The organism is Sporomusa termitida (genome assembly GCF_007641255.1).
GTDB classification, from domain to species: domain Bacteria; phylum Bacillota; class Negativicutes; order Sporomusales; family Sporomusaceae; genus Sporomusa; species Sporomusa termitida.
Window position 1 is genome coordinate 4406669 of record NZ_CP036259.1, and the last position, 19949, is coordinate 4426617.

Annotated in this window: 19 protein-coding genes; 3 read left to right on the forward strand and 16 right to left on the reverse strand. The window is 47.5% G+C overall.

All coding sequences use genetic code 11. From position 1 onward, the window contains the following. Positions 1-232: 232 nt before the first annotated feature. Positions 233-544, reverse strand: a complete 312-nt coding sequence (locus SPTER_RS20440; protein WP_144352086.1) for a hypothetical protein — start codon at positions 542-544, stop codon at positions 233-235. A gap of 329 nt (positions 545-873) precedes the next feature. On the opposite strand from SPTER_RS20440, the gene murI reads away from it, so the two are divergent. Next, positions 874-1647 (forward strand): glutamate racemase, encoded by a 774-nt coding sequence (gene murI, locus SPTER_RS20445; RefSeq protein WP_144352087.1) that lies wholly within the window; start codon positions 874-876, stop codon positions 1645-1647. Between the two features lie 41 nt (positions 1648-1688). Here murI and SPTER_RS20450 read toward each other — a convergent pair whose 3' ends face one another. From SPTER_RS20450 to SPTER_RS20470, 4 genes are all read right to left on the reverse strand, one after another. Continuing rightward, positions 1689-2027 (reverse strand): zinc ribbon domain-containing protein YjdM, encoded by a 339-nt coding sequence (locus SPTER_RS20450; protein ID WP_144352088.1) that lies wholly within the window; start codon positions 2025-2027, stop codon positions 1689-1691. 179 nt (positions 2028-2206) lie between these two features. Next, on the reverse strand, positions 2207-3211 hold the full coding sequence (locus tag SPTER_RS20455) for an alpha/beta hydrolase (RefSeq protein ID WP_144352089.1): 1005 nt from the start codon (positions 3209-3211) through the stop codon (positions 2207-2209). A 95-nt stretch (positions 3212-3306) separates the two neighbouring features. Further along, positions 3307-3834: a GNAT family N-acetyltransferase gene (locus tag SPTER_RS20460; RefSeq protein ID WP_170233409.1), complete on the reverse strand. Its 528-nt coding sequence runs from the start codon at positions 3832-3834 to the stop codon at positions 3307-3309. Positions 3835-4611: 777 nt separating this feature from the next. Then, complete coding sequence (locus SPTER_RS20470) at positions 4612-5526, reverse strand: helix-turn-helix transcriptional regulator (protein WP_144352091.1); 915 nt, start codon at positions 5524-5526, stop codon at positions 4612-4614. A 349-nt stretch (positions 5527-5875) separates the two neighbouring features. Between SPTER_RS20470 and SPTER_RS20475 the strand changes: the two genes are divergently transcribed. Continuing rightward, positions 5876-6742: an AraC family transcriptional regulator gene (locus tag SPTER_RS20475; protein WP_211367350.1), complete on the forward strand. Its 867-nt coding sequence runs from the start codon at positions 5876-5878 to the stop codon at positions 6740-6742. Positions 6743-7439: 697 nt separating this feature from the next. After that, positions 7440-7871 carry a hypothetical protein gene (locus SPTER_RS20480; RefSeq protein WP_144352093.1) on the forward strand — a complete coding sequence of 144 codons (432 nt, stop codon included), beginning with the start codon at positions 7440-7442 and terminating at the stop codon, positions 7869-7871. A gap of 136 nt (positions 7872-8007) precedes the next feature. Here SPTER_RS20480 and SPTER_RS20485 read toward each other — a convergent pair whose 3' ends face one another. The 11 genes from SPTER_RS20485 to SPTER_RS20535 all read right to left on the reverse strand — a co-directional run bounded on the left by SPTER_RS20485 (position 8008) and on the right by SPTER_RS20535 (position 19904). Next, on the reverse strand, positions 8008-8658 hold the full coding sequence (locus SPTER_RS20485; RefSeq protein ID WP_144352094.1) for a hypothetical protein: 651 nt from the start codon (positions 8656-8658) through the stop codon (positions 8008-8010). 31 nt (positions 8659-8689) lie between these two features. Continuing rightward, on the reverse strand, positions 8690-9283 hold the full coding sequence (gene rpsD, locus SPTER_RS20490; RefSeq protein WP_144352095.1) for a 30S ribosomal protein S4: 594 nt from the start codon (positions 9281-9283) through the stop codon (positions 8690-8692). Between the two features lie 499 nt (positions 9284-9782). Next, positions 9783-10475, reverse strand: a complete 693-nt coding sequence (locus tag SPTER_RS20495; protein WP_144352096.1) for an aspartate/glutamate racemase family protein — start codon at positions 10473-10475, stop codon at positions 9783-9785. A 785-nt stretch (positions 10476-11260) separates the two neighbouring features. Beyond that, positions 11261-12046 carry a transposase gene (locus tag SPTER_RS20500; protein ID WP_144352097.1) on the reverse strand — a complete coding sequence of 262 codons (786 nt, stop codon included), beginning with the start codon at positions 12044-12046 and terminating at the stop codon, positions 11261-11263. A gap of 154 nt (positions 12047-12200) precedes the next feature. Next, positions 12201-12998: a hypothetical protein gene (locus SPTER_RS20505; RefSeq protein WP_144352098.1), complete on the reverse strand. Its 798-nt coding sequence runs from the start codon at positions 12996-12998 to the stop codon at positions 12201-12203. Positions 12999-13331: 333 nt separating this feature from the next. Beyond that, positions 13332-13811 (reverse strand): 23S rRNA (pseudouridine(1915)-N(3))-methyltransferase RlmH, encoded by a 480-nt coding sequence (gene rlmH / locus SPTER_RS20510; protein WP_144352099.1) that lies wholly within the window; start codon positions 13809-13811, stop codon positions 13332-13334. A 1-nt stretch (position 13812) separates the two neighbouring features. Continuing rightward, a complete protein-coding gene (locus SPTER_RS20515; RefSeq protein WP_144352100.1) occupies positions 13813-14931 on the reverse strand; it encodes a S1C family serine protease in 1119 nt (372 codons plus the stop codon). Continuing rightward, the gene (locus tag SPTER_RS20520) at positions 14928-15725 is read right to left on the reverse strand and encodes an MBL fold metallo-hydrolase (protein ID WP_144352101.1); all 798 of its coding nucleotides are present in this window, start codon (positions 15723-15725) and stop codon (positions 14928-14930) included. Before SPTER_RS20520 ends, SPTER_RS20515 begins: the two co-directional genes overlap by 4 nt. A 95-nt stretch (positions 15726-15820) precedes the next feature. Continuing rightward, positions 15821-17170, reverse strand: coding sequence for a phosphomannomutase/phosphoglucomutase (locus SPTER_RS20525; RefSeq protein WP_144352102.1), 1350 nt, complete (start codon positions 17168-17170; stop codon positions 15821-15823). 115 nt (positions 17171-17285) lie between these two features. Next, positions 17286-18662 (reverse strand): nickel-dependent hydrogenase large subunit, encoded by a 1377-nt coding sequence (locus SPTER_RS20530; protein WP_144352103.1) that lies wholly within the window; start codon positions 18660-18662, stop codon positions 17286-17288. A gap of 6 nt (positions 18663-18668) precedes the next feature. Further along, entirely contained in the window at positions 18669-19904 is a 1236-nt protein-coding gene (locus SPTER_RS20535) for a hydrogenase small subunit (protein ID WP_144352104.1), read from the reverse strand. Positions 19905-19949 lie beyond the last annotated feature (45 nt).

The window sequence follows — 19949 nt, forward strand, 5'->3', positions numbered from 1 at the left end:
AATTCATCTGTTATAATTTTTCCTGCGGCAACCATATTTATATCACCGCTAATCCTGGCGCCGTCCAGCTGTAGGACGTTGCCACGGTGACGGCCTAACGGCGCACCGGCGAAAACCGGACAAAGAATGGGGACTGCAGCGCACAAAAAAGAGGACCTCAATCCACATTTGCAAGGGGTTGAGACCACTGTTTGCCGTTACCATTGATACGGTCCTCTAGATCCGGTCGCCATTAATTCAGTTTTATCTGCATTTCAGAATAACCTTCGAACTGCGTCAACAGCCCTGCCAGCGCCTTCTTAACATTCGCCAGGGTTACAGCCGCCGGGTTGTGCCGGTTCGTTAAATGAAGTTCAAAACCAAAGATTTGTTTATCATTGGCTACAAAAGCGCGATTGTTGCCAACGTTAATAAGTGATATAACCTTGTTTTGAAACAACCGATGGGCAATCTCTTTGTACAAATCCATATTATTGCTTACAGGTTCTTGGGTTACGATTTCAATAGAAAAAATTCGGGACGTTTCATCGCACGCAATACACATTGCTGTCACTTCCTCACCTTAATGGCTGAAAACACGGGGCGTACTCAACGGTTTCGCCATCCATATTGTAGCATAATCGAGAATCGCCTTTCAATACTATTAATACTATAACGGTGTCTTCGAAAGCCATACTTAGCTGCTATATTAAGAAGTCCAGGCAGGTAACACCCACTACAGCCTAAAGGCAGAATAGCAAGCTCCCAGGCAAAATTCCTCCAGCCGCTAATTTATGGTATGATATAGGCAGTACTCTTTAGCAGATTCTATATTTTGACGGAGTTGTTCAATGATAATATAAAGACAATATTTGAAACTAGGAAGGGATTAGGATGAAGATCGGTTTTTTTGACTCTGGCATTGGCGGCTTAACGGTCCTTGGTCACGCTTTAAAAATACTACCGTTTGCTGAATATATTTACTATGCTGATATTGAGCATCTACCTTATGGGGAAAAGACAAAAAGCGAAGTGAGACGATACGTCCAAAAGGCTATGGATTATATGGCTGAGATCAAAGTAGATGCTGTAGTGATTGCTTGCAATACGGCAACAAGTGTTGCTGGCATGAAGTTGCGCAAGAATTATAGTTTCCCGATCATTGGCATGGAACCGGCGGTAAAACCGGCAGTTGCTTATTGTAAAGAAAGAGGCAAAAAAATATTGGTATTGGCAACTAGCCTTACTTTACGGGAGGAAAAATTTCATCAATTAATTCATAAACTGGATGCGGCTGAAATGGTTGATACGATGGCGTTAGGCGGCTTGGTAAAGTTTGCCGAACAGTTTGAGTTTGATACTTTGGATGTAAATCAATATTTGCAAAAGGAATTGGCCCCATTAGCGCTGCCTGATTATGGTGCTGTTGTCCTTGGGTGCACACATTTTCCATTATTCAGCAAAATTTTACAGCAATCGTTTACCAAGGACACTGTTTTTTTCGACGGAGGTGTTGGCACCATAAATCATTTGGCAGATATATTAAAGCAAAAAGGAGTGGCTTCTAGTTTTGATGATAAAATCAAATTTGTAACTACAAATGGCAAACTCCCACCCAGTGATGTCGATTATAAAAAAATATTACAAGCTTATTTGCATAACATATAAAGGTCATGCTGCACCCCCGTTAGGGGTGCAGCAAACTATGTTTATATCTTCTTAACAAACTCTGATTTCAGCTTCATAGCTCCAAAACCATCAATGTGGCAGTCAATATTATGATCGCCCTCAACCAAACGTATATTCTTAACCTTCGCCCCCATCTTTATGGCCGAAGAACTTCCCTTTACCTTAAGATCTTTGATCACACTTACAGAATCACCATCCTGCAGCACATTCCCGTTCGCATCTTTGACAGCTTTTTCCTGTCTTATTACCGTTTCTGCCCCTGCCTCCCACTCATGACTGCATTCTGGACATACCAATAGGATTCCATCTTCATAAGTGTATTCCGAATTGCATTTTGGACAATTTGGCAATTGATTCATGATTGTATTGCTCCATTCTGTATTTGTTTTATATAATCGAAAAATGGCTTTTCGTCATTACTTACTACGTTTCTCCATAGTAAGGTGCAGCTTCAGTATACCAGCAAACAAGCTGGGGGACAAGAAACCCCAGGAGCGCAAACCCACCCTTGTGCTTAAATTGCTTGCCCACAAGCTTGCTACCGGGCCTCCCAGCCCGGCAAATGCAGCGCAAAAGCAAGAGCATCCGCCACCGCATAAGGCAGCATGGAGCCGTGAGTTTTGTCAACCTGCTCCTGAAAACTTACGTGCAGGCCGGCTAGTCCCCCTAAGTCGGCGGCGATCTCCCTGCCTGTCAGCCCGGAACGAAACCTCGTTAGTGAGGCGGCGTCAGCTTTAGAGATCCCTGCCCGCAGGGCCTGTTTGCCGGCAGTCTCTAGCAACAGGCGCACAGGCGCTTTTGCATTCCTTGCCTGTTCGCTCTCCATGAAGCTGGCGTGCTCTGTCAGAATCGAACCGCCATTCCACCATATTGACGGGTCGGCGGCCACATAAGCTTGGAACGAGGCCGGCGAGGTATATAGGATATGCAAAACAAGCAAGCCAGCCAGGGAATGCCCGAATAGGATCTGCTGGTTGCGGTCGATCGGCGCAATCCTCTCAATAACCGGCTTTAGCTCCGTTTCGAGGGCCGCAAAAAATGTGTCACGGCCACCCGTTGCAAAGGTCCCCCTGCCGATAGCCTCGATAGGGATCAGGTCCGGCGGGGTAGGCGGGGTGAGATCAAAGTAGCGCCGGCCGACGTCGATACCGGCATCAATCGGATAACCGATACCAACGGTTACTACGGGACAGGAGCCTGCAGCCTTCTGGGCAGCCTGCATCATCGGAAAAGTCAGGTTTCCGTCCAGCAGGTATATCACCGGATAACCATTGGCGGGCACGGGGCCAACTGGCACCGAAACGAAAATACGATAGTTGCCGCCATGCTTTTGGAAGTAAAGATCAAAGGTCTTAAGCTGATATTCAGTCCGTCCGTCCACTGGGGAACCGGCACTATCGGCCGCCAAACCAGCCGCGGCTGCCGGTGTCCCAACCTGATTAAAGGCCTCTGCCTCCCGGTCAAAGGTGCTTGGGCACATAAGCAAAAGAAAAATAGCGCCAACCAGGCTTTTCCACTTGTGAGTTCGATACCGGTATTTCATCGTTAACAAGACTCCTTTTCCTTTTATCTCAGGCGGCACCACTTGGCCTGCCGCAGGGGGAGACAGGCACCAGCTATATTCTAAGCTGATCTGCTTTATGTCATTTTACGCCATTTGCGCCGTTCAATAACATAGAGCAAATGACACATCGCTTTCCTATGATACTGCTTCGTAAATTCGCCTGCCACTTCCATACCCAATTTCTCCGCCACTTGGCGCGAACGCAGATTGGCAGGTCTAATCTGGGCAATTACTTTCTCTGTCTGCAGCGCTGCAAATGCATATTGCACAGCAGCCTTCGCCCCCTCCAAGGCATAGCCCTTACCCCAAAAACGCCTGTTCAATATATATGCCACACCAATATAAGGGACACCTTCCACCATTTCCTGCAGCGGGCCAATCACGCCAACCAATTCCTGCGTATTTTTAGTTATTGCGGCGAAATAACTAAAACCTTCGTTATCATAGCGATCAAGATTTTCCTCAATCCACTCCCGGACCTCAGCGTCCGAGAAAGCATGCTCCCAGGCGTACATGACTTCCCTATCCTGCAGGATTGCACATAATTCCGCAAAGTCATCCCTAACTATTTTACGAAAAATCAGCCGTTCGGATTCGATCATCCGGTCCAATTTGGCTCACCTCATTGCCGGCATTGTAATTGGCTTTTTATAAAAGTGATTGTTTTATTGATTTCAGGAATTTTCTCTAGCTTATCAGTTTTATTTTTATGCCGGTAATAACTGAATAATTTAGCTCCATCCAGCTTTCCCTGGGAAAACAGCGCCACATTTAATTTGTCTATCAGCCAACGATAGCGAGGGAAAATATGAAAGTGGCAATGACTTGTTTCCTCTCCCAGGTTCATATATACACCTTTTCAACATCCGGCAGCTTCTGCAGGATATACATTATGGTTTTTGTCCCTCTGGCCATTGCCACCAGCTCTGTATCGGTTAACTCCTGATAATCAGTGACATGCCTTATTGGTGAAATAATGATATACCCTGGTATATTGACATCAAGACAATGATGGATAATGATGCTGTCGCTCTTGTAAATCAGCCCCCCGGCGGGATCTTTTTCCCTTCAATAACGCGGCAAGTTGTGCACATAACCGTAGCTCCTTGTTACATATACCTTTACCTTTTATTCGTATTTTACCATAGAGCCAAATTTTACTATGATTTTATTATATCATAGTAACCTTGAAGCTTTGTTTGAGGCTAGTTATATCAGGTTATTTTTTAGTTGTTTTCGCACAGCCTGACGTCCCCAATTGTCCCTATACCACTTCTGCTTTTTTCTCCCGGATTTCTTGCCCATTCTTTACCTCTGGAAAATTATAGCATTCTTTCTTGCCGGAACAATACCCTGTCCCCATGTTTTCTAAATGATATTTATTTTTCGCACAAGTTAACTACCGGAACTAATACTCTGCAACCGTCTTTTGCAGAAGTCAAAAAATAATATTTTGGTGCAAGGTCATATGCAAATCTATATCCATACAATTCCGGCTTGTAATTTTGAATGGCATTATCCATTTCAGAATGCGCGCCGCCATACCAGCTTTCATCCTCATAAGGCGCACCCTGAAACCATAGCATTGTTTGTCCAGCCAGTTCAATGATGTCGCAACCTTCCGGAATAGACGAATTATAGTCCAATGGCACTTCTATGGCACAGCCAACTTTCGAAGTTCCTTCGGTTATTAAATATTCCGGCAAAATAACAAACGAAACTTTATCTATACGGTTTGGTACTTTTTCTAAAGTGTCCCAAATATCACACCCGATTTCATCGCAATAAGTAAAATAGTCAGTAGACAAAATTCCGCGCTTAATAATCAGTTTACGGGCTGGTTTTGTGAAGAAAGTTGCGGTAACTGTTCTTACTTCACTCATAGTATTCATTCCTTTTGAACGCAGTAGTAGGTAGTAATAACTCATAGGCGTTGGCGCCGAATAGTTGTTGGGAAAACATCTTTTACGATAATTTTGCGGCAAAACCCCAAAATGCCTGTTGAACGCTTTTGTAAACCCTGCGTGTGATTCAAATCCTGAATCACACGCAATTTCTAATATGCGTTCTTTATTATTGGAATCAATTAGCTTTCCGGCAACCATGGCCAGCCTTAAATCTCGTATATATTCGAAAACTGTTTTATTCAACAACTCTTTGAATATCCGCAAAGAATGTCTTTTGGAATATCCTGCTTCGGAGCATATATCATCAATGGTTAATTCATTATTAATATTTTGGTGAATATAATCCTGCATACGTATTACAGCTTTTATCGGCTCTGTTTCAGTCATTTCCTACCTCCACTATAAGTATACAGCATAAATATTATAATTTCTCGAACTGCATTGCCATTTTCACCTAACAACAAGGGGTGGGACAAGGGAACAGGTTCATTGTCCCCAACAGATTCCATCAAGCACACTCTTCGATATCCTGTTATCCTTGCTAACTGCCTTAACAAGCTATCCGTCTATGTCCGTATTGGTGGGATATTCTCGATAAAGCTGTGGAACAACCAACCTGTCCCCTTGTCCCTTTCCATGTACATAATTACAAATTCGATCCTGCATAACTGTGCATGAATTGTCGGATAGATAGAATTGTTTTCTGCTATTCTAGTGATGTGAGGAGGTCATAAATATGCTTGACAAAATGAATGAGGCCCTACGATATATTGAAGAAAATCTAGCTGGTGATATTGACTTTAAAGAAGTAGCTAGACAGGCTTGTTGCTCGGAATATCATTTTAAGAGAATGTTCTCTTTCCTGGCCAATGTTACGTTATCGGAGTATATTCGCCGCCGGCGCCTGACACTTGCCGCATTTGAGCTTAATAATAGCGATATAAAGGTCATTGACGTCGCTGTTAAATTCGGCTACAATTCGCCAGATGCGTTTACAAGAGCTTTTCAAATTTTGCATGGTCTAACACCGTCTGAAGCTAAAAGCAAGGGACAGGTATTAAAGGCCTATCCCCGCATGACCTTTCAGTTGTCAATTAAAGGAGGTAACGAAATGAACTATCGCATCGTAGAAAAAAAAGCTTTTCACATCATTGGCATCAAAAAAAGAGTTCCTATAGTTTTTCACGGGATTAACCCTGATATTGCTGCTATGTGGCAATCATTAGATACTGAGACTATAGCTAAACTAAAAAGCCTTTCAAACATTGACCCTGCAGGGCTAATTAGCGCATCTACAAACTTCTCCGAAGGCAGGCTGGAGGAGAAAGGCGAACTTGACCATTATATTGGCGTAGCGACAACTAAGGATTGTCCTGACAACCTGATGCGACTGGAAGTACCCGCGTTAATGTGGGCCGTATTTACAGCAGTTGGGCCCTTTCCTGAGACACTTCAAGATGTATGGGGACGCATCTATTCTGAATGGTTACCTTCCTCACACTATGAATTAACGGAAGGACCAGAAATCTTATGGAACGAGCATAAAGATGTAACCACACTGAATTTTAAAAGTGAGATATGGCTGCCGATTTTGAAAAAATAGTTAGGCGAGACAAGGGGACAGGTTCATTGTCCCAATAGATTCCATCATTCGATATCCCTGTTATCCTTGCTAACTGCCTTAGCAAGACATCCTTCTATGCCGTATTGGTGGGATTTCGACATATTCTCGATAAAGCGGAGGGACAACTAACCTGTCCCCTCGTCCCTCCCCCCCTATTACCTCTAAAAACTCCCTGCCGGCTAGTCATCTGTACTTGCATTTTACTGCAAACAGGCTATAATTAGAAATAGGTGGAAATTAAAAAGGTCGACGTGACCTGAAAGTGCGCCAACACTTTCAGGCCCGCGCAAGGTGCCGTAACACCTACACGTAACAGCCAAGCTGTCCACGACGACATTTCTATTATACACCGTGCTTCTGCCGCCGCACAAGCGGGGAGCGCGGGGTTAATAGCCGTTGCCGCCGGCGCCGCCGGGCTGTGAGTGCGACTGGACGCAGCAAAGGATTTCGACTATTCTCAGCAGCTGCTGAGCAGCAGCGGCGCAAACAGGGATTACCGGTTTGTGGTCGCCTTGTTGTTCAGGCCGGATATGCCGGCTTATTGGCGCTGAATATGTAACAGAAATCGAACCAAGACGCATGTGTAGGGTAAACCCTTTGCATGCGTCTTTTTAATTTCCCCCTGTAAAAAAGCTGACGGCTATACGGCCGCAGTCTGAATATAGGGGGTATATATATGTCTGACCAATTAACGGCATCCGGCTCAGCTTCTGGCCCGGGGCTGGTGTCCGCCCTGCCGGCGGAGCGGGACTGGGCGCCGCAGCAGCCCGGAGCCGAACCGGACGACCGGCTTATGCTGCAAAGCATCTTAAACGAGACCTTTAATCAGTATATCTTTACCAGGGTGGACAATATCCTCAAACTGGCCGGCACCAACGATGCCGGCTACAGTAAGACGGTCAGTAAGGTCGGCGCCATTCTGGACCGGCTGCTGGCCCTGGCCGGGGAACTGGAGGGCCAGTATCCGGAACTGCTGGAGCTGGTCATGGATTTCGAGTCGTTCACCGCCCTGGAATCGGGCCAGTCGGCAGAAATCGCCTACAAGCAGGGCTTGCGGGACTGCAGCCAGATCCACCAGGAGTTTATGACCTTCCTGCAGCAGCGCTAGGCTGGAAGTCCAGTGCATAATTCCTCCGATTAAGCGTCTAATGAAGGATAGCGGGCAAAATAGCCCGCTATCATTCATTAAAGGAAAAGTGGCCCCCTTTTCCTATTTTCGCCCGCTCAGAGCCGCTTTCCTGGAACTAAATAATGCAGCCAATCTTGTTGTTTAAGATTTTAACAAACGTTTTGCGAATAAAGGTATCGGAATAGAATTTCTCGCACAGTTCTTTTAGCTGCCGGGGAGTAAGTCCGATATCTTCTGCCAGCACTTCCGGAAATTCCTGCTCTGCCAAAATATGCTGAGCGATTGCCTGGGTGCTGGTAAATAAACCAATATGCAAAATGGTGCTGCCACCGTACCAGGTTTCGTTAAAACGGCGGCAAAAATGCTGCAAAGCCGTACGGCAAGCACTTTCATTCAACTCCCAGCAGCTAACCAGCTCTTCTATCGTTGACAGCATTGCCGCTGCATCTTCCCTATTCAGCTGTTGAATGGAAGCCAGTAGTTCCTGCGTAGATGCAATGGGAATTAACAGTTCCTCATTTTCCTCATACATAATAAAATAGAAAGCCAGCGGTACGTATATGTACAACAAGAACCCCAGTAATGCTTTACTGTCAGGATAGCACGCCCAGTTATTATCCAGGGTCTTTCTAGGATAATCAATGAGCGTCGTATTAACAAATAAAACCTGCTGAGGATCAGCCTTATCGTCAAAATGACTTTGCCATACATCCCTTTTTCCGGCTAACGTACCTTCCCAGTAATAGTGGCTATTGTATTTGCACATGATAACACCTCACAGGGTTGATTGTCTGTACTTAGCGCGAATACAACTCGATAATATGAATTTCATTGACTTCAATTGGCAATTCTTCCCGATTGGGCTGGCGCAGCAGCGTTCCGCTAAAATCGTCGTAGTTCTTCTCAATATAGGGCAAATTAAAGGATCTGAGGTCGCGAAAATTGCTGACAAACATTTCGTTGTTACGGAATTTCTCCTGCAAGCTGACAACATCACCTACTGCAACAGCATAGGACGGAATATCAACGCGTTTCCCATTGACTTGAATGTGGCCATGGTTAACCATTTGGCGCGCTTGTCGTATGGAATTGGCAAAGCCGATACGGTAGACCAGATTATCAAGACGGCATTCCAGCGCTTTTAATAGGACAAGACCGCTGACGTCCCGGCTGTTCAGGGCTTTTTGCATATACCGGGCAAACTGTTTTTCCAGTACTCCATAATAAGCTTTCAACTTTTGTTTTTCCAGCAGCTGAATGCCGTAGTTAGAGATTTTTTTATTAATTCGCCTGCCTGCTTTTTCAAGGCGGTTGAGGGCTTTAGGGTGACCGCAGATGTTTACGCCAAAACGGCGGCAAAGTTTAAACCGGGGCTTTGTTTGAGTTGCCAAAATACAATCATTCCTTTCGCAAAAGCTGTTTATTCTTAGTTATATGAACTGGCTGACCTACATACTTTAATAAGTATAACATCATTGATAATGATATTCAATATCATTATCAATGATGTTTGCATGCTGTGAGCTGTTCTTCAGAGACAGGCTTAAAACAGACTTTTGGAGGTAGAAGCATCTTCCTGCTTAAAAAGCCATAAAAATACCGACTTTGGCAAGTAAAGAGGACTTTACTCAGCATTGGTGTAGACTCGCAGGGACAGCTCGCCTGAGTACCTTAATCCTATTTTTTTATACTAATATTGCTTACCAGAAAAAATATAAGTTCCTACAATTATTTTGCAGAACTTGCTGTATTCCAGCTGGAAACCAAAGGATACCCTGCTTATCTGCAAGGGAGAATTGTGCAAACAACCGGTCGGTGAATATCTTCGCCCGGGCACTCATCTGCCCCATGTAAACCGGCGGGCCGAGAACAAGAAATTCACACCTTAGACTATTTTAATGCATATTCCACTGCGGCAACGGCATGCAGCCTGGTTGTATCAAAAACCGGGATTTCAACATCGGCCTGCCTTATCAGCAAAGGGATTTCCGTACAGCCTAATACAACTCCCGCTGCCCCGTTTGCCGCCAGCTTATCGATGATGGTGGTAAACCGCGTCCTGGAATCAGGCCGGATCATTCCCTGGCACAATTCATGGTAAATCACATGATGAACGAATTCTCTTTCCGCTTCATCGGGAATCACTACGGTTATATCAAATTTTTCTTGCAGGACCTGCTTATAGAAGTCTTGTTCCATCGTGAATTTAGTCCCCAGGAGGCCAACCTTTTTCATTCCCTGTTGGGCAATGGTGTGTCCTGTTACTTCGGCAATATGCAATACCTTGATGCCGGCTCGCGTCTCTATGTCAGCTGCCGTTTTGTGCATCGTGTTCGTACAGATAACCACAAAATCAGCACCGCCGTTTTTCAGCCTGGCAGCGGCAGCTACCATGATATCGGTCAGTTTGTCCCAGCGGTTTTGATGCTGCAAGGTTTCTATTTCCTCAAAATCGACGGAATACATCAGGCATTGGGCCGAATGAAGCCCGCCCAGCTTCAGGGCAACCGTTTCATTGATCAGCCTGTAATATTCCAGTGACGACTCCCAGCTCATACCGCCGATCAATCCGATTGTTTTCAAAGTACACCATCTCCTTTGTTTGCTGCCACCAGGGACCAGCAGAACCGCCCCGTACGGGCTGTTTGGTTAAGCGTATTTCTCAATGACACACCATGCTAAAATTCTATAATGTCTGGTTTATAGCCTCAGGCAATTTTTCTCCATTTAAAAATTTGAAATTGTCATCATAGGACGATGGTCGAGTAGAGGCCTATCTCGCGACGGCCCCCCTCACAGAACCGGACTTGCCCTATTAAGGCATCCGGCTCTTCATAGCAGCATTTACTTACGCTTAGCCATAGCTATTGTTTGGCCAACTCAGCTATCCTTGTCAGTTTTGTTTCCAATGGTTTCTCTGCCTCTAGTGCAGCCATTGTTTCTCTTTCCAAGGGCTCTACTATGTTACGTCCTTCCCTCCGCAGGCATTACCCTGCTTCCTTGGTACTACTACGTAATCCGACTCCCTGCCACTTATTTGGCTTCCTTGTCTTCAACTTGTCGGCCATACTCCTATCGGAGAGCGGCAGGGTCTCCCAAGTTCACACGGAGTAACAGTGTGTAGCATGCCAAGACCTTCGATCCCGGGGCGCCGGGCTTAGCTCGCCTTTATCGCTAAACTCGGTATTGTCTTCTGCTCGTCCCATGCATCGACCTTTCCCATTAGGGATTTCGGGATTCTACATCTTCAGCTTGCGCTTTCGGCCTACTACCTTTCCTGCCTACGCTTAGACCTGGCGTTACCGCTTCAGTCCCAAGGCTGGATACTGGGTGACTGGCTAGGCCTTCCCAGGCGGGATTCCCACCCGCTATACTCCGTGTGCTTCTTGGCGCACGGGACGTTCCTTTTTTGTCAACTTTTTTGCCACAACACCCCGGGAGATGCCGGTCACTCTCTCAATCTGGCGAATCGATAATCCCTCCTCTTTTAGTTTTCTTAGCATGGTATCACGCTCGGCTTTTTCCCATGAACCGATCTCGTGCGGTTCGCACCCATTCGTATATTGCATGATTCTGCGACGAATCTCCCTATCATCTATACTTTGTTTCCCTAAAGGTTCAAACCTATCATCAGTCTCAATTTGATGTAGTCGGATCCATTCATCACGCCCGGTTAGCTCTAGCGCAAACCCAGTATCAGTTAAAGATCCGCCAAATAAATACTCTCTATAACTACTAAACGGGTATTCTTCCAGTTTATTTACTAGCCCCGCTTTCACCGGATTCTGATGTATATAGCGCTGCAACGGAATAAAATATTCGTCCACTTCTACCGGTACGCTTTTATAACGACTCGCTATCAGCGCTCCGCTACGTTGATACTTGCGGTTAAAGTACATTGCGTATTTGGTCAGTAGGCGTTTCATAATCAGCGATATATCTCCTAGACGCTTTTCCCTCACAAGAAGATGAACGTGATTACTCATTAAACAATAGCTATTCAGCTCAAATACAAGGTCGACTTTCAAGTTCTGTAATGCCGTCAGAAAATAAATATAATCACTCTCGTCTTCAAATATGTGTTGATGATTAATTCCACGAAATATGATATGATAAAAGCCGCTGCTGCTTAACTGGCGCGCCTGCCTTCCCACTTATCATCACCTCTGGTTCTATTATAACAAATTCTTGACAAAAAAGGAACGTCCCCATCGTCCTTTTTCGCACAGTCTGACGTCCCTAATTTGTCATTTCCATTTGTCATTTCCATTTGTCATTCATTTGTCGTTTAAACAAGATAGTGTTGCATTATCTAATTGAAAGGCAACTATGATTAATTCTTGTCGTAGGATTGAATTTATCAACCAGACTCTCAACAATGATTTTGTCGGATGCATTCGTCTTTGGCCCAAGGGTAATCTCCATGTCCTTAATCTTATTTTCGTCCAAGTTAAGATCAAGTGTAGTAAATGGTAAAGACAATGCCCTTAGTCTGTCCAAAAGATTATGATGCTGCCGAGGATCAGTGACACTAACCAAATCAGAAATTTTCCATGGACAGATAAATAGTCTATATCTCCATTCCTTCTGAAATTGCCATACTACTTTTTTAAATTTACCCAAGGGCCAAATTATAACATTTTTTACCTGTTCTCCTCCATAATTAGATTCCGAGTAAACAGTTGGAAATAGTTTATCGTTATCGTCTGTATACTGTACTCCTACAAGAATATCTTTGAATGGAGGATTTACTACATACCCTTTATTAGTATAGTAAGTCCATAAATCTACAAAACTTTCTATCCTTTCCTCAGAACCAAATTGTCCTTTCTCCAATATATACTCCTTGAATGGGTAAATAGGCAGCTTTATTCTTACCCCCCGCATGTCAGGGGTATACATCTTCCATAGCGGGATTGACTCACCCACATCATCTGTCCAACAACTCACAAAGCAAAACCGGCCTAAATTCCCGTAGTCACCTGTTCTTTCTTCATCAAGATCATCAACTTGATTTAAACTACTAAATCTTATTGTCCTGTTGCTAAGGATTAACGCGAGCGAATTGATACTAGTATAATGATACAAATAACTGGGATCTCTCACTGCAATCCCTCCTCAAGAATATGTTGATAATAGAAACGCCTTTCTTTGCGGCTTGCCATGGTCCCCCAACTCAGTGATGATAACGTCCGCGTCCCCATAACAGCAAAAACGTAATCAGCGCAAACCGCCCACTGTCGCAATGGACAAGGGGACAGGTTCGCTGTCCTTTCTCAATATATCATAATCTAGGACTCGCAGGGACGGTCTCCCGATTCTAAGAGTTCCATTAGTATCACAACTAATAATTTACCATAAAAACACAAAGTTCCTGCAAATTATTAGAATTCTGCAGGAACCCAACTATTTATTTGTATTATAAGTCATTTTTCATCGTCACCAATGATACGGTTCTCCCCGGCTGATCTTAAACGCCCGGTAGATCTGTTCTACCAAGAGCAGCCGGATCATCTGATGGGTAAATGTCATTTTGGAAAATGACAGCCGTTCCCGGGCGGCGGCAGCCAGTTCAGAGGATAAGCCAAAGGCGCCGCCGATGACAAAGGTGATGTCGCTTTGTCCGTTTAGCGCCAGACTGTCAAATTTGGCAGCCAGTTGCTCGGAGGACAGGGCCTGGCCGGCCACGTCCAATACAATGAGGTAGCTGCCCGGACGGACGGCTTTTAAAAGGCGCTCACCCTCACGGGTGAGCGCCTGTGTTTTCTCGGCGGCCGAGGGGTTGTCAGGCATGCGTTCTTCTGCAAGCTCGATGATATCCAGCTTGCAGAAGGGAGTAAGCCGCTTTAGGAATTCCTGAATCCCGGCTGTGAGATATTTCTCCTTGATTTTACCGATAGCAACAATCGTTATCTTCATATTATTGACCAGGCATTTCTTCTAAGAGAACATTGATTGTCTGGGTCTGGTTGTTTCTTTTAATTACTACCTCAACCTGGCCGCCGACCTGCTGGCTGTCAAGGACGGCCCTTAATTCGGCGACACTGTTGGTTTCGGCCCCGGCAACCTTCAGGATAACGTCCCCTTCGCGCATGCCGGCCTTATAAGCAGGACCGCTCTGCGCCACTCTGGCCAGATAAACGCCTTTTTCGAGGTTAAGCTCATACCCGTACCTGGCGGCCGTGGCCTGGTCCAGCGCACCTACCCCCAGATAGGCCCTGATAACCCGGCCCTTGTCGATCAGGGACTGGAGAATAGGCCGGGCGCTGTTGATAGGGATGGCAAAACCAATACCCTCCACTCCGGACAGGGCAATCTTGGCACTGTTGATGCCTACGACCACACCATCGGCATTAACGAGGGCCCCGCCCGAATTACCGGGGTTAATGGCCGCATCGGTCTGGATAAGTTTGAAGCGGCGCTCGCCAATATCCAGGGAGCGATTAAGAGCACTGATGACACCGGTGGTCACGCTGCCTTTAAACTCCAGCCCGAGCGGATTGCCAATGGCAATCGCCGGTTCGCCGACCATAAGCGAATCGGAATCTCCCAGGGTGGCAACAGGCAGGTCATTCTCGTCAACCTTGACAACAGCCAGATCTGTCGCCTGATCGACACCAATTACCTTGCCTGTCAGGGTGCGGCCGTCGGCCAGGGACACGGCCAGTTCCTGGGCGTTTTGCACGACATGAAAGTTGGTGGCTATGTACCCCTTGGAATCAAAAATAACACCTGAGCCTGTCCCCTGTTCAATAAGAACTTTGCGATTAAAAATATCCCGGGCAAACGCCTTGTTCGTAATCCCAACCACTGCCGGCCCTACTGATTGCGCGGCCCGGACGATGGGGGTATTGCGGGCATCCGACAAACTGGCCTGCGCAGTTGGCGGCTGCAGGGCTTGGAACGGCGACCCGGCGGTATCAGGTTTTTTAATTTTATCGGCAGCAGTCCCGGCACAGCCTACCACGAGGATAGCGCCAATAATCATACTAATGAGTGATACTGCGATGTAGGGAGTTATCTTCCTGAACCATTTCATACAATCGCCTCCTGCTTATTGTGAGTAAACCCGGAAATTTTTTCAGGATAGGTAAGATGCAAAGTAATATCCTGGCCGAGTTTGCAGCCCTGGGCAGTTAAAATATTCGCTACCGTATCCTCAGCCAGTTCAGGCCGATTATTTTCCCGGCTAAGATGGGCTAAAAAAACATCCGTATGGGCCTTACGGTCGAGTCTGGCCAGCGCCCAGCCGGCATCGGTATTGGCAAGGTGACCGCGATTACTCATAATACGTTTTTTTAAAGGCCAGGGGTAGCTGCCATTTTGCAGCATATCCAGATCGTGATTAGACTCTAAGACCAGGACATCCGACAATGCCAAAGCGTCCTTGACTGTCGGCGTTACGAAGCCAAGATCGGTGGCGACACAAACCTTGGTATTCCCTGCATAGAGCCGGAAGCCTACCGGGTCGGCCGCATCATGGGAGATCGGGAAAGGTTCTACCTTTACGGTACCGATATCAAGGCTGTCAGGCAAAGCCTGGCAGCACTCATCAGGCAGTGCGGCCCTGCAGTACAGGGATTTCCAGGTGTCCGGCCGGGCATAGGCGGGCAGGCGGTACTTTTTGAGCAGTGTCTGTAACCCGTTGACATGATCACGATGCTCGTGGGTAATAAATACAGCATCAAGATCTTCCACATTAGTCCCAATTGCTGCCAACGACTGTTTGATCCGCCGAGTACTGATACCGGCATCAACTAATAGCTTAGTATTATCCATTTCGATAAATACAGCATTGCCTGTACTGCCACTGGCCAAAACATGAATTTGCATAATTACCTCTTCCGAAAATATCAATCCTTTAAAATAAGTATTTATTCGACTAAATACCCCGCAAATCCTCTTTACCGTACTGAAATGAAGGCTGATTATTGGAGTTCTGCAGGCAATTTAGCGGCAACAGCAGTCTGTATGTCAACAGGCAATGCATTTAGCAAAATAGTTTTAATTTCGCTGAGGCGGGCGGCCGTTTTCGCCTCAAACCGCAGTGTAAACAGAGGCTCTGTAACCGAAGCCCGGATCATGCCCCAGCCGTCGGCAAATTCAATCCGCACACCATCAATCAAATTGGGTTCGTATACGGCAAGCCTGGCGGCGACCTGTTCCAGCACGGCTGTTTTATCCGCCCCCTTATAGGGAATACGGATATCCGGTGTCAGCAGATAATGGGGAATGACAGCCACTTGTGCCGACAAACTGCCCCGGTCAGCTACCAGCTCACATATTTTCAGCCCGGAGAACATGCCATCATCATAGCCCAGGTCCCGAAAAAAGAAGTGGCCGCTGATTTCACCGGCAAACAATGCTTTCTCCCGGATAAATGCAGCTTTACTGAAAGTATGGCCGGCCCGCGCCATAACCGGCCGGCCACCGGCTTCAATCACCGCTTCCGGCACTACCATGGAGCACTTGGCATCATAAACGACTGCACCTGTTTCGCGGGCAAGATACGCTTTGGCGATCAGCACCATAATCGCGTCATTATCAATTGCCCAGCCGGTTTCGTCAACAAACCCGACCCGGTCGCCATCACCATCAAAGCCAATCCCCAGCGCAGCTCCATGGAAACGTACGGCCTCGCCGAGTGACACCAGGTTTTCAGCCAGGGCCGGATTCGGGGGATGGCTGGGAAAACGCCCGTCCGCTGCACAATTTAGTTGGATTACCTCATAGCCCAGCCGCTGAAACAGTTGGGGAGCAATGGTGGCTGTTGCCCCATTGCCGGCGTCAAGGACAACTTTTAGACGGCCTGGCCGGGCTTTGCCGGCAGTGTGCGCAATATAATCAGCAATAACAGGCCGTTGAACTACAGAGCCGTTGCCCTGGGTGCGAACATTATCTGCCACCAGCTGTCCGATTTGAGCCACATCCGCTTCACTAACCGGCTCCGGGCCAAGGATCAGCTTAAACCCATTGTACGGAGCCGGATTATGTGAGGCTGTTACCATGACGCCGCCGGTGGCGCCGGCGGCTTTAACCGCATAGTAAAATACCGGGGTAGCCACTGTCCCGATATCAATCACCTGACAACCGGACTCAGCCAAACCATCAATCATGATCCGCTGCAGACCGGGGGTAGATAAGCGGATATCACCGCCTACCACCACTGTTTGGCCGGTAAGTTTAACCCCTACCGCTAAGGCTATACGCCTGGCCATTACATCAGTTAGGTCTTTACCGGCTATGCCGCGAATATCACACGCTTGGAAGATGCTCATATTTGTCCCCTTTCCGATATATAGCTAGAGACTTGGCATAAGCCAAGTCTCTTATCTCCTAACAAATATTGTATCATGCCCGGTGGCCGGCTTCAAGCCGCCGGCCATAAGGCAGTTACTTTTTAAACAGGTGTACGGCACAGGTGAAACAGGGGTCAAATGACCGGATAACGCGTCCGGCTTCAATAAGTTCCCCCTCGGCTGCGATAGGCGTCCCGATCAGCGCCTGTTCGACAGGACCACGCACTCCCCGGTTGTCGCGAGGGGAGAAATTCCAGGTTGTCGGGGTAATTATCTGATAATGGGTCACCTTATTATGCTTATACTCCAGCCAGTGTCCGAGCACCCCCCGCATCGCATCAGTCAGCCCCACTCCAGCCCCGCTGTCCGGCTGGGTGTATCTTTGAAAGCTGGGTGTATCAGGCACAATTGCCGCTACAAACCCCTGCGCTAATTTGCAGATCTTGAGTGTTTCCCTGGCCCGGGCAATCAATCTGTCCATGACAGATACCCCGCGCCGGTAATCACCGCTGATAAAACCTCTGGCCAGCGGACCGCATTCCACCGGCAGTTCTTTATAGCGCGGCGCCTTGATCCAGGAATAAGCCTCCGGTTTATCCCGGTTGGGCCCGGGGCCGGCCTGAATGGGAGCATGGCCGGCACCATCGCCGTTATACCAGCTGTAACGAATCTCTTCAGCAAAATGATTCACATCCAAGGTCTCAGGCTGGCCCTGATTAATAACCAAGCCTGCCGGAAAAGAGCGGTCGCCGGTCAGAGGCGCGGGAAACATACCCACAGAAATGAAGTTGCCGTAGCCGGCACCGATCGAATAGTAATCCTGATAATATTCGGCAATCGTCAGCACATCGCTGATGTGGACGTTCTCCACCCATTCCGTAATTTCTTGCAGAATGCTGCTATAGGCCATAATACGTTCCCCCGAGGCCTGTTCCGTTACCCCGGTCGGCAAAATCGTCTGCTGCATCGGTGCTTTAGCACCAAAAACTGCCATGGCCTCGTGGGCCTGTACCGCCTTGCGAGCAGCCTGCTTGGCATGCTGCAGGAGCTCTTCGCTGACCTTCGGCGGCAGGCGGTAATCAGTCTGGGCGCGCGGTACATATGGCGGAATATCAGGACCTTTCACATAATCATAAAGTACTAGTACATAAAAATGCCGCAGGTTGTTCTGAATAATATCGGCAGCATAAATCAGGTTGGTCAAATGTTGTCCGGTCGGGGTCGGGTGAACCCCGAACGCTTGCTGCTGAGCCATGCTTGCGGCTATCGAGTGGGCTGATGAGCAAATCCCGCAAATGCGCTGGGTAAACAGGGCGGCATCCCGCGGATCGCGATTCAGCATCATACTTTCCATCCCCCGGAATAGATGCGCGCCCAGCCAGGCGTCGGTTACTTTGCCAGCCTGCACTTCAATATCAGCCCGCAACGGCTCATGAATACGTGTAACCGGAAATATTGTCTGTACAGCCATATGTAATTACCTCCTGTGCTTTGGCCCCGGCCGGAAAAAATCAACCACTTTTTTGCGGAACGTTCTGGGCAGTCTGCGCTTGACCTTATTTTTCGCCAGGCTTTTGCTCTCACTGATCAGGGCATTTTGCTGACGGATAAGGTCATCCAGTTCCTGTTTAAGTTGTTCCAGATTTTCCGGCTGGTCCGTCTCCTGCGGTTTAGTGCCTTCAAGCCAATTTTTGCCGACCCGTCTGGTCATAACCCCGGTAATAAAGTGAACACCGGTTGCGGCGGCTCCCAGGCCGACAGCGGCGGCACCAATTTTTTTTACATTAAGCGCACCCAGAGGTGTGTGCACGTCTGGCAGATGTTCATAAAAAGGCATTGTGCTATCTGGAAAACCGGGACCAGCGCAGCCAATGCAAGGGGCACCGGCCCTAACCGGCCAATTAACGTAATGGTTCCATTGGCGTTTGGGACAATCGGCATGGGTAACCGGCCCTTTACAGCCTACTTTGTATAAGCAGCCTTTTTCGCCGGGAAAAGCGGCAAAAATACCGTCTTCATACTGCTGACGGCGCTGGCATAAATCGTGAATCGTCTGCCCAAAAAACATTTTTGGACGGTTATAGCTGTCCATTTGCGGCAAGCCATACATCAGCAGGTGGCTGAAGGTACCTGTTATCCAATCGGGATGGCTTGGGCAGCCTGGTATATTAATAACCGGTTGTTTGATGACATCCCATACCCCCTTGGCTCCGCCGGGATTAGGATAAGCGGCGGCCGGACCGCCAAAACAGGCACAGGTGCCGACGGCAATGACATGTTTGGCCCTAGGAGCAAATTCCCTAAGTGCCGCCAAGCCTGTAACCATTTCGTTGCCCCGCAGGAAAATATGGTTAAACCGTCCATTATCAGCCGTCATTACCGAGCCTTCCACAACAATCCAAAAATTTCCGCTTTCTTGTTCCACCGTATCCATTAGGGCTTGCACTGCCTGCTCACCCTGGGCGGCATTAAGCAGCCAGTGATACCGCAAATCGATCATATCATGGAGTACTTGATAAAATGTTGGATTTACGGCATTATCCAAAGAAACGGAATTGCCGGTGCAAGACCCGAGTTCCAGCCAGATTACAGGTGGCTTCGTCAGCTTGCGCTCGGCAAAGGCCTGACGCATGATTGGCAGCAGCTGCTCTGTCAGACCGGCGGTTAGCGCCGCCGACATACAGAGCTTGAGAAAATCCCGCCGGCTCAGCATATAGTCCCCCCCTTAGACAATAATAAAGTTAAAATTCCCAGATAT

Bases quoted from the DNA above. Each gene is read 5' to 3' on its own strand.
- SPTER_RS20440 (WP_144352086.1), bottom strand. From the start codon at position 544: ATGTGTATTGCGTGCGATGAAACGTCCCGAATTTTTTCTATTGAAATC.
- murI (WP_144352087.1), top strand. From the start codon at position 874: ATGAAGATCGGTTTTTTTGACTCTGGCATTGGCGGCTTAACGGTCCTT.
- SPTER_RS20450 (WP_144352088.1), bottom strand. From the start codon at position 2,027: ATGAATCAATTGCCAAATTGTCCAAAATGCAATTCGGAATACACTTAT.
- SPTER_RS20455 (WP_144352089.1), bottom strand. From the start codon at position 3,211: ATGAAATACCGGTATCGAACTCACAAGTGGAAAAGCCTGGTTGGCGCT.
- SPTER_RS20460 (WP_170233409.1), bottom strand. From the start codon at position 3,834: ATGATCGAATCCGAACGGCTGATTTTTCGTAAAATAGTTAGGGATGAC.
- SPTER_RS20470 (WP_144352091.1), bottom strand. From the start codon at position 5,526: ATGACTGAAACAGAGCCGATAAAAGCTGTAATACGTATGCAGGATTAT.
- SPTER_RS20475 (WP_211367350.1), top strand. From the start codon at position 5,876: ATGCTTGACAAAATGAATGAGGCCCTACGATATATTGAAGAAAATCTA.
- SPTER_RS20480 (WP_144352093.1), top strand. From the start codon at position 7,440: ATGTCTGACCAATTAACGGCATCCGGCTCAGCTTCTGGCCCGGGGCTG.
- SPTER_RS20485 (WP_144352094.1), bottom strand. From the start codon at position 8,658: ATGTGCAAATACAATAGCCACTATTACTGGGAAGGTACGTTAGCCGGA.
- rlmH (WP_144352099.1), bottom strand. From the start codon at position 13,811: ATGAAGATAACGATTGTTGCTATCGGTAAAATCAAGGAGAAATATCTC.
- SPTER_RS20515 (WP_144352100.1), bottom strand. From the start codon at position 14,931: ATGAAATGGTTCAGGAAGATAACTCCCTACATCGCAGTATCACTCATT.
- SPTER_RS20520 (WP_144352101.1), bottom strand. From the start codon at position 15,725: ATGCAAATTCATGTTTTGGCCAGTGGCAGTACAGGCAATGCTGTATTT.
- SPTER_RS20525 (WP_144352102.1), bottom strand. From the start codon at position 17,170: ATGAGCATCTTCCAAGCGTGTGATATTCGCGGCATAGCCGGTAAAGAC.
- SPTER_RS20530 (WP_144352103.1), bottom strand. From the start codon at position 18,662: ATGGCTGTACAGACAATATTTCCGGTTACACGTATTCATGAGCCGTTG.
- SPTER_RS20535 (WP_144352104.1), bottom strand. From the start codon at position 19,904: ATGCTGAGCCGGCGGGATTTTCTCAAGCTCTGTATGTCGGCGGCGCTA.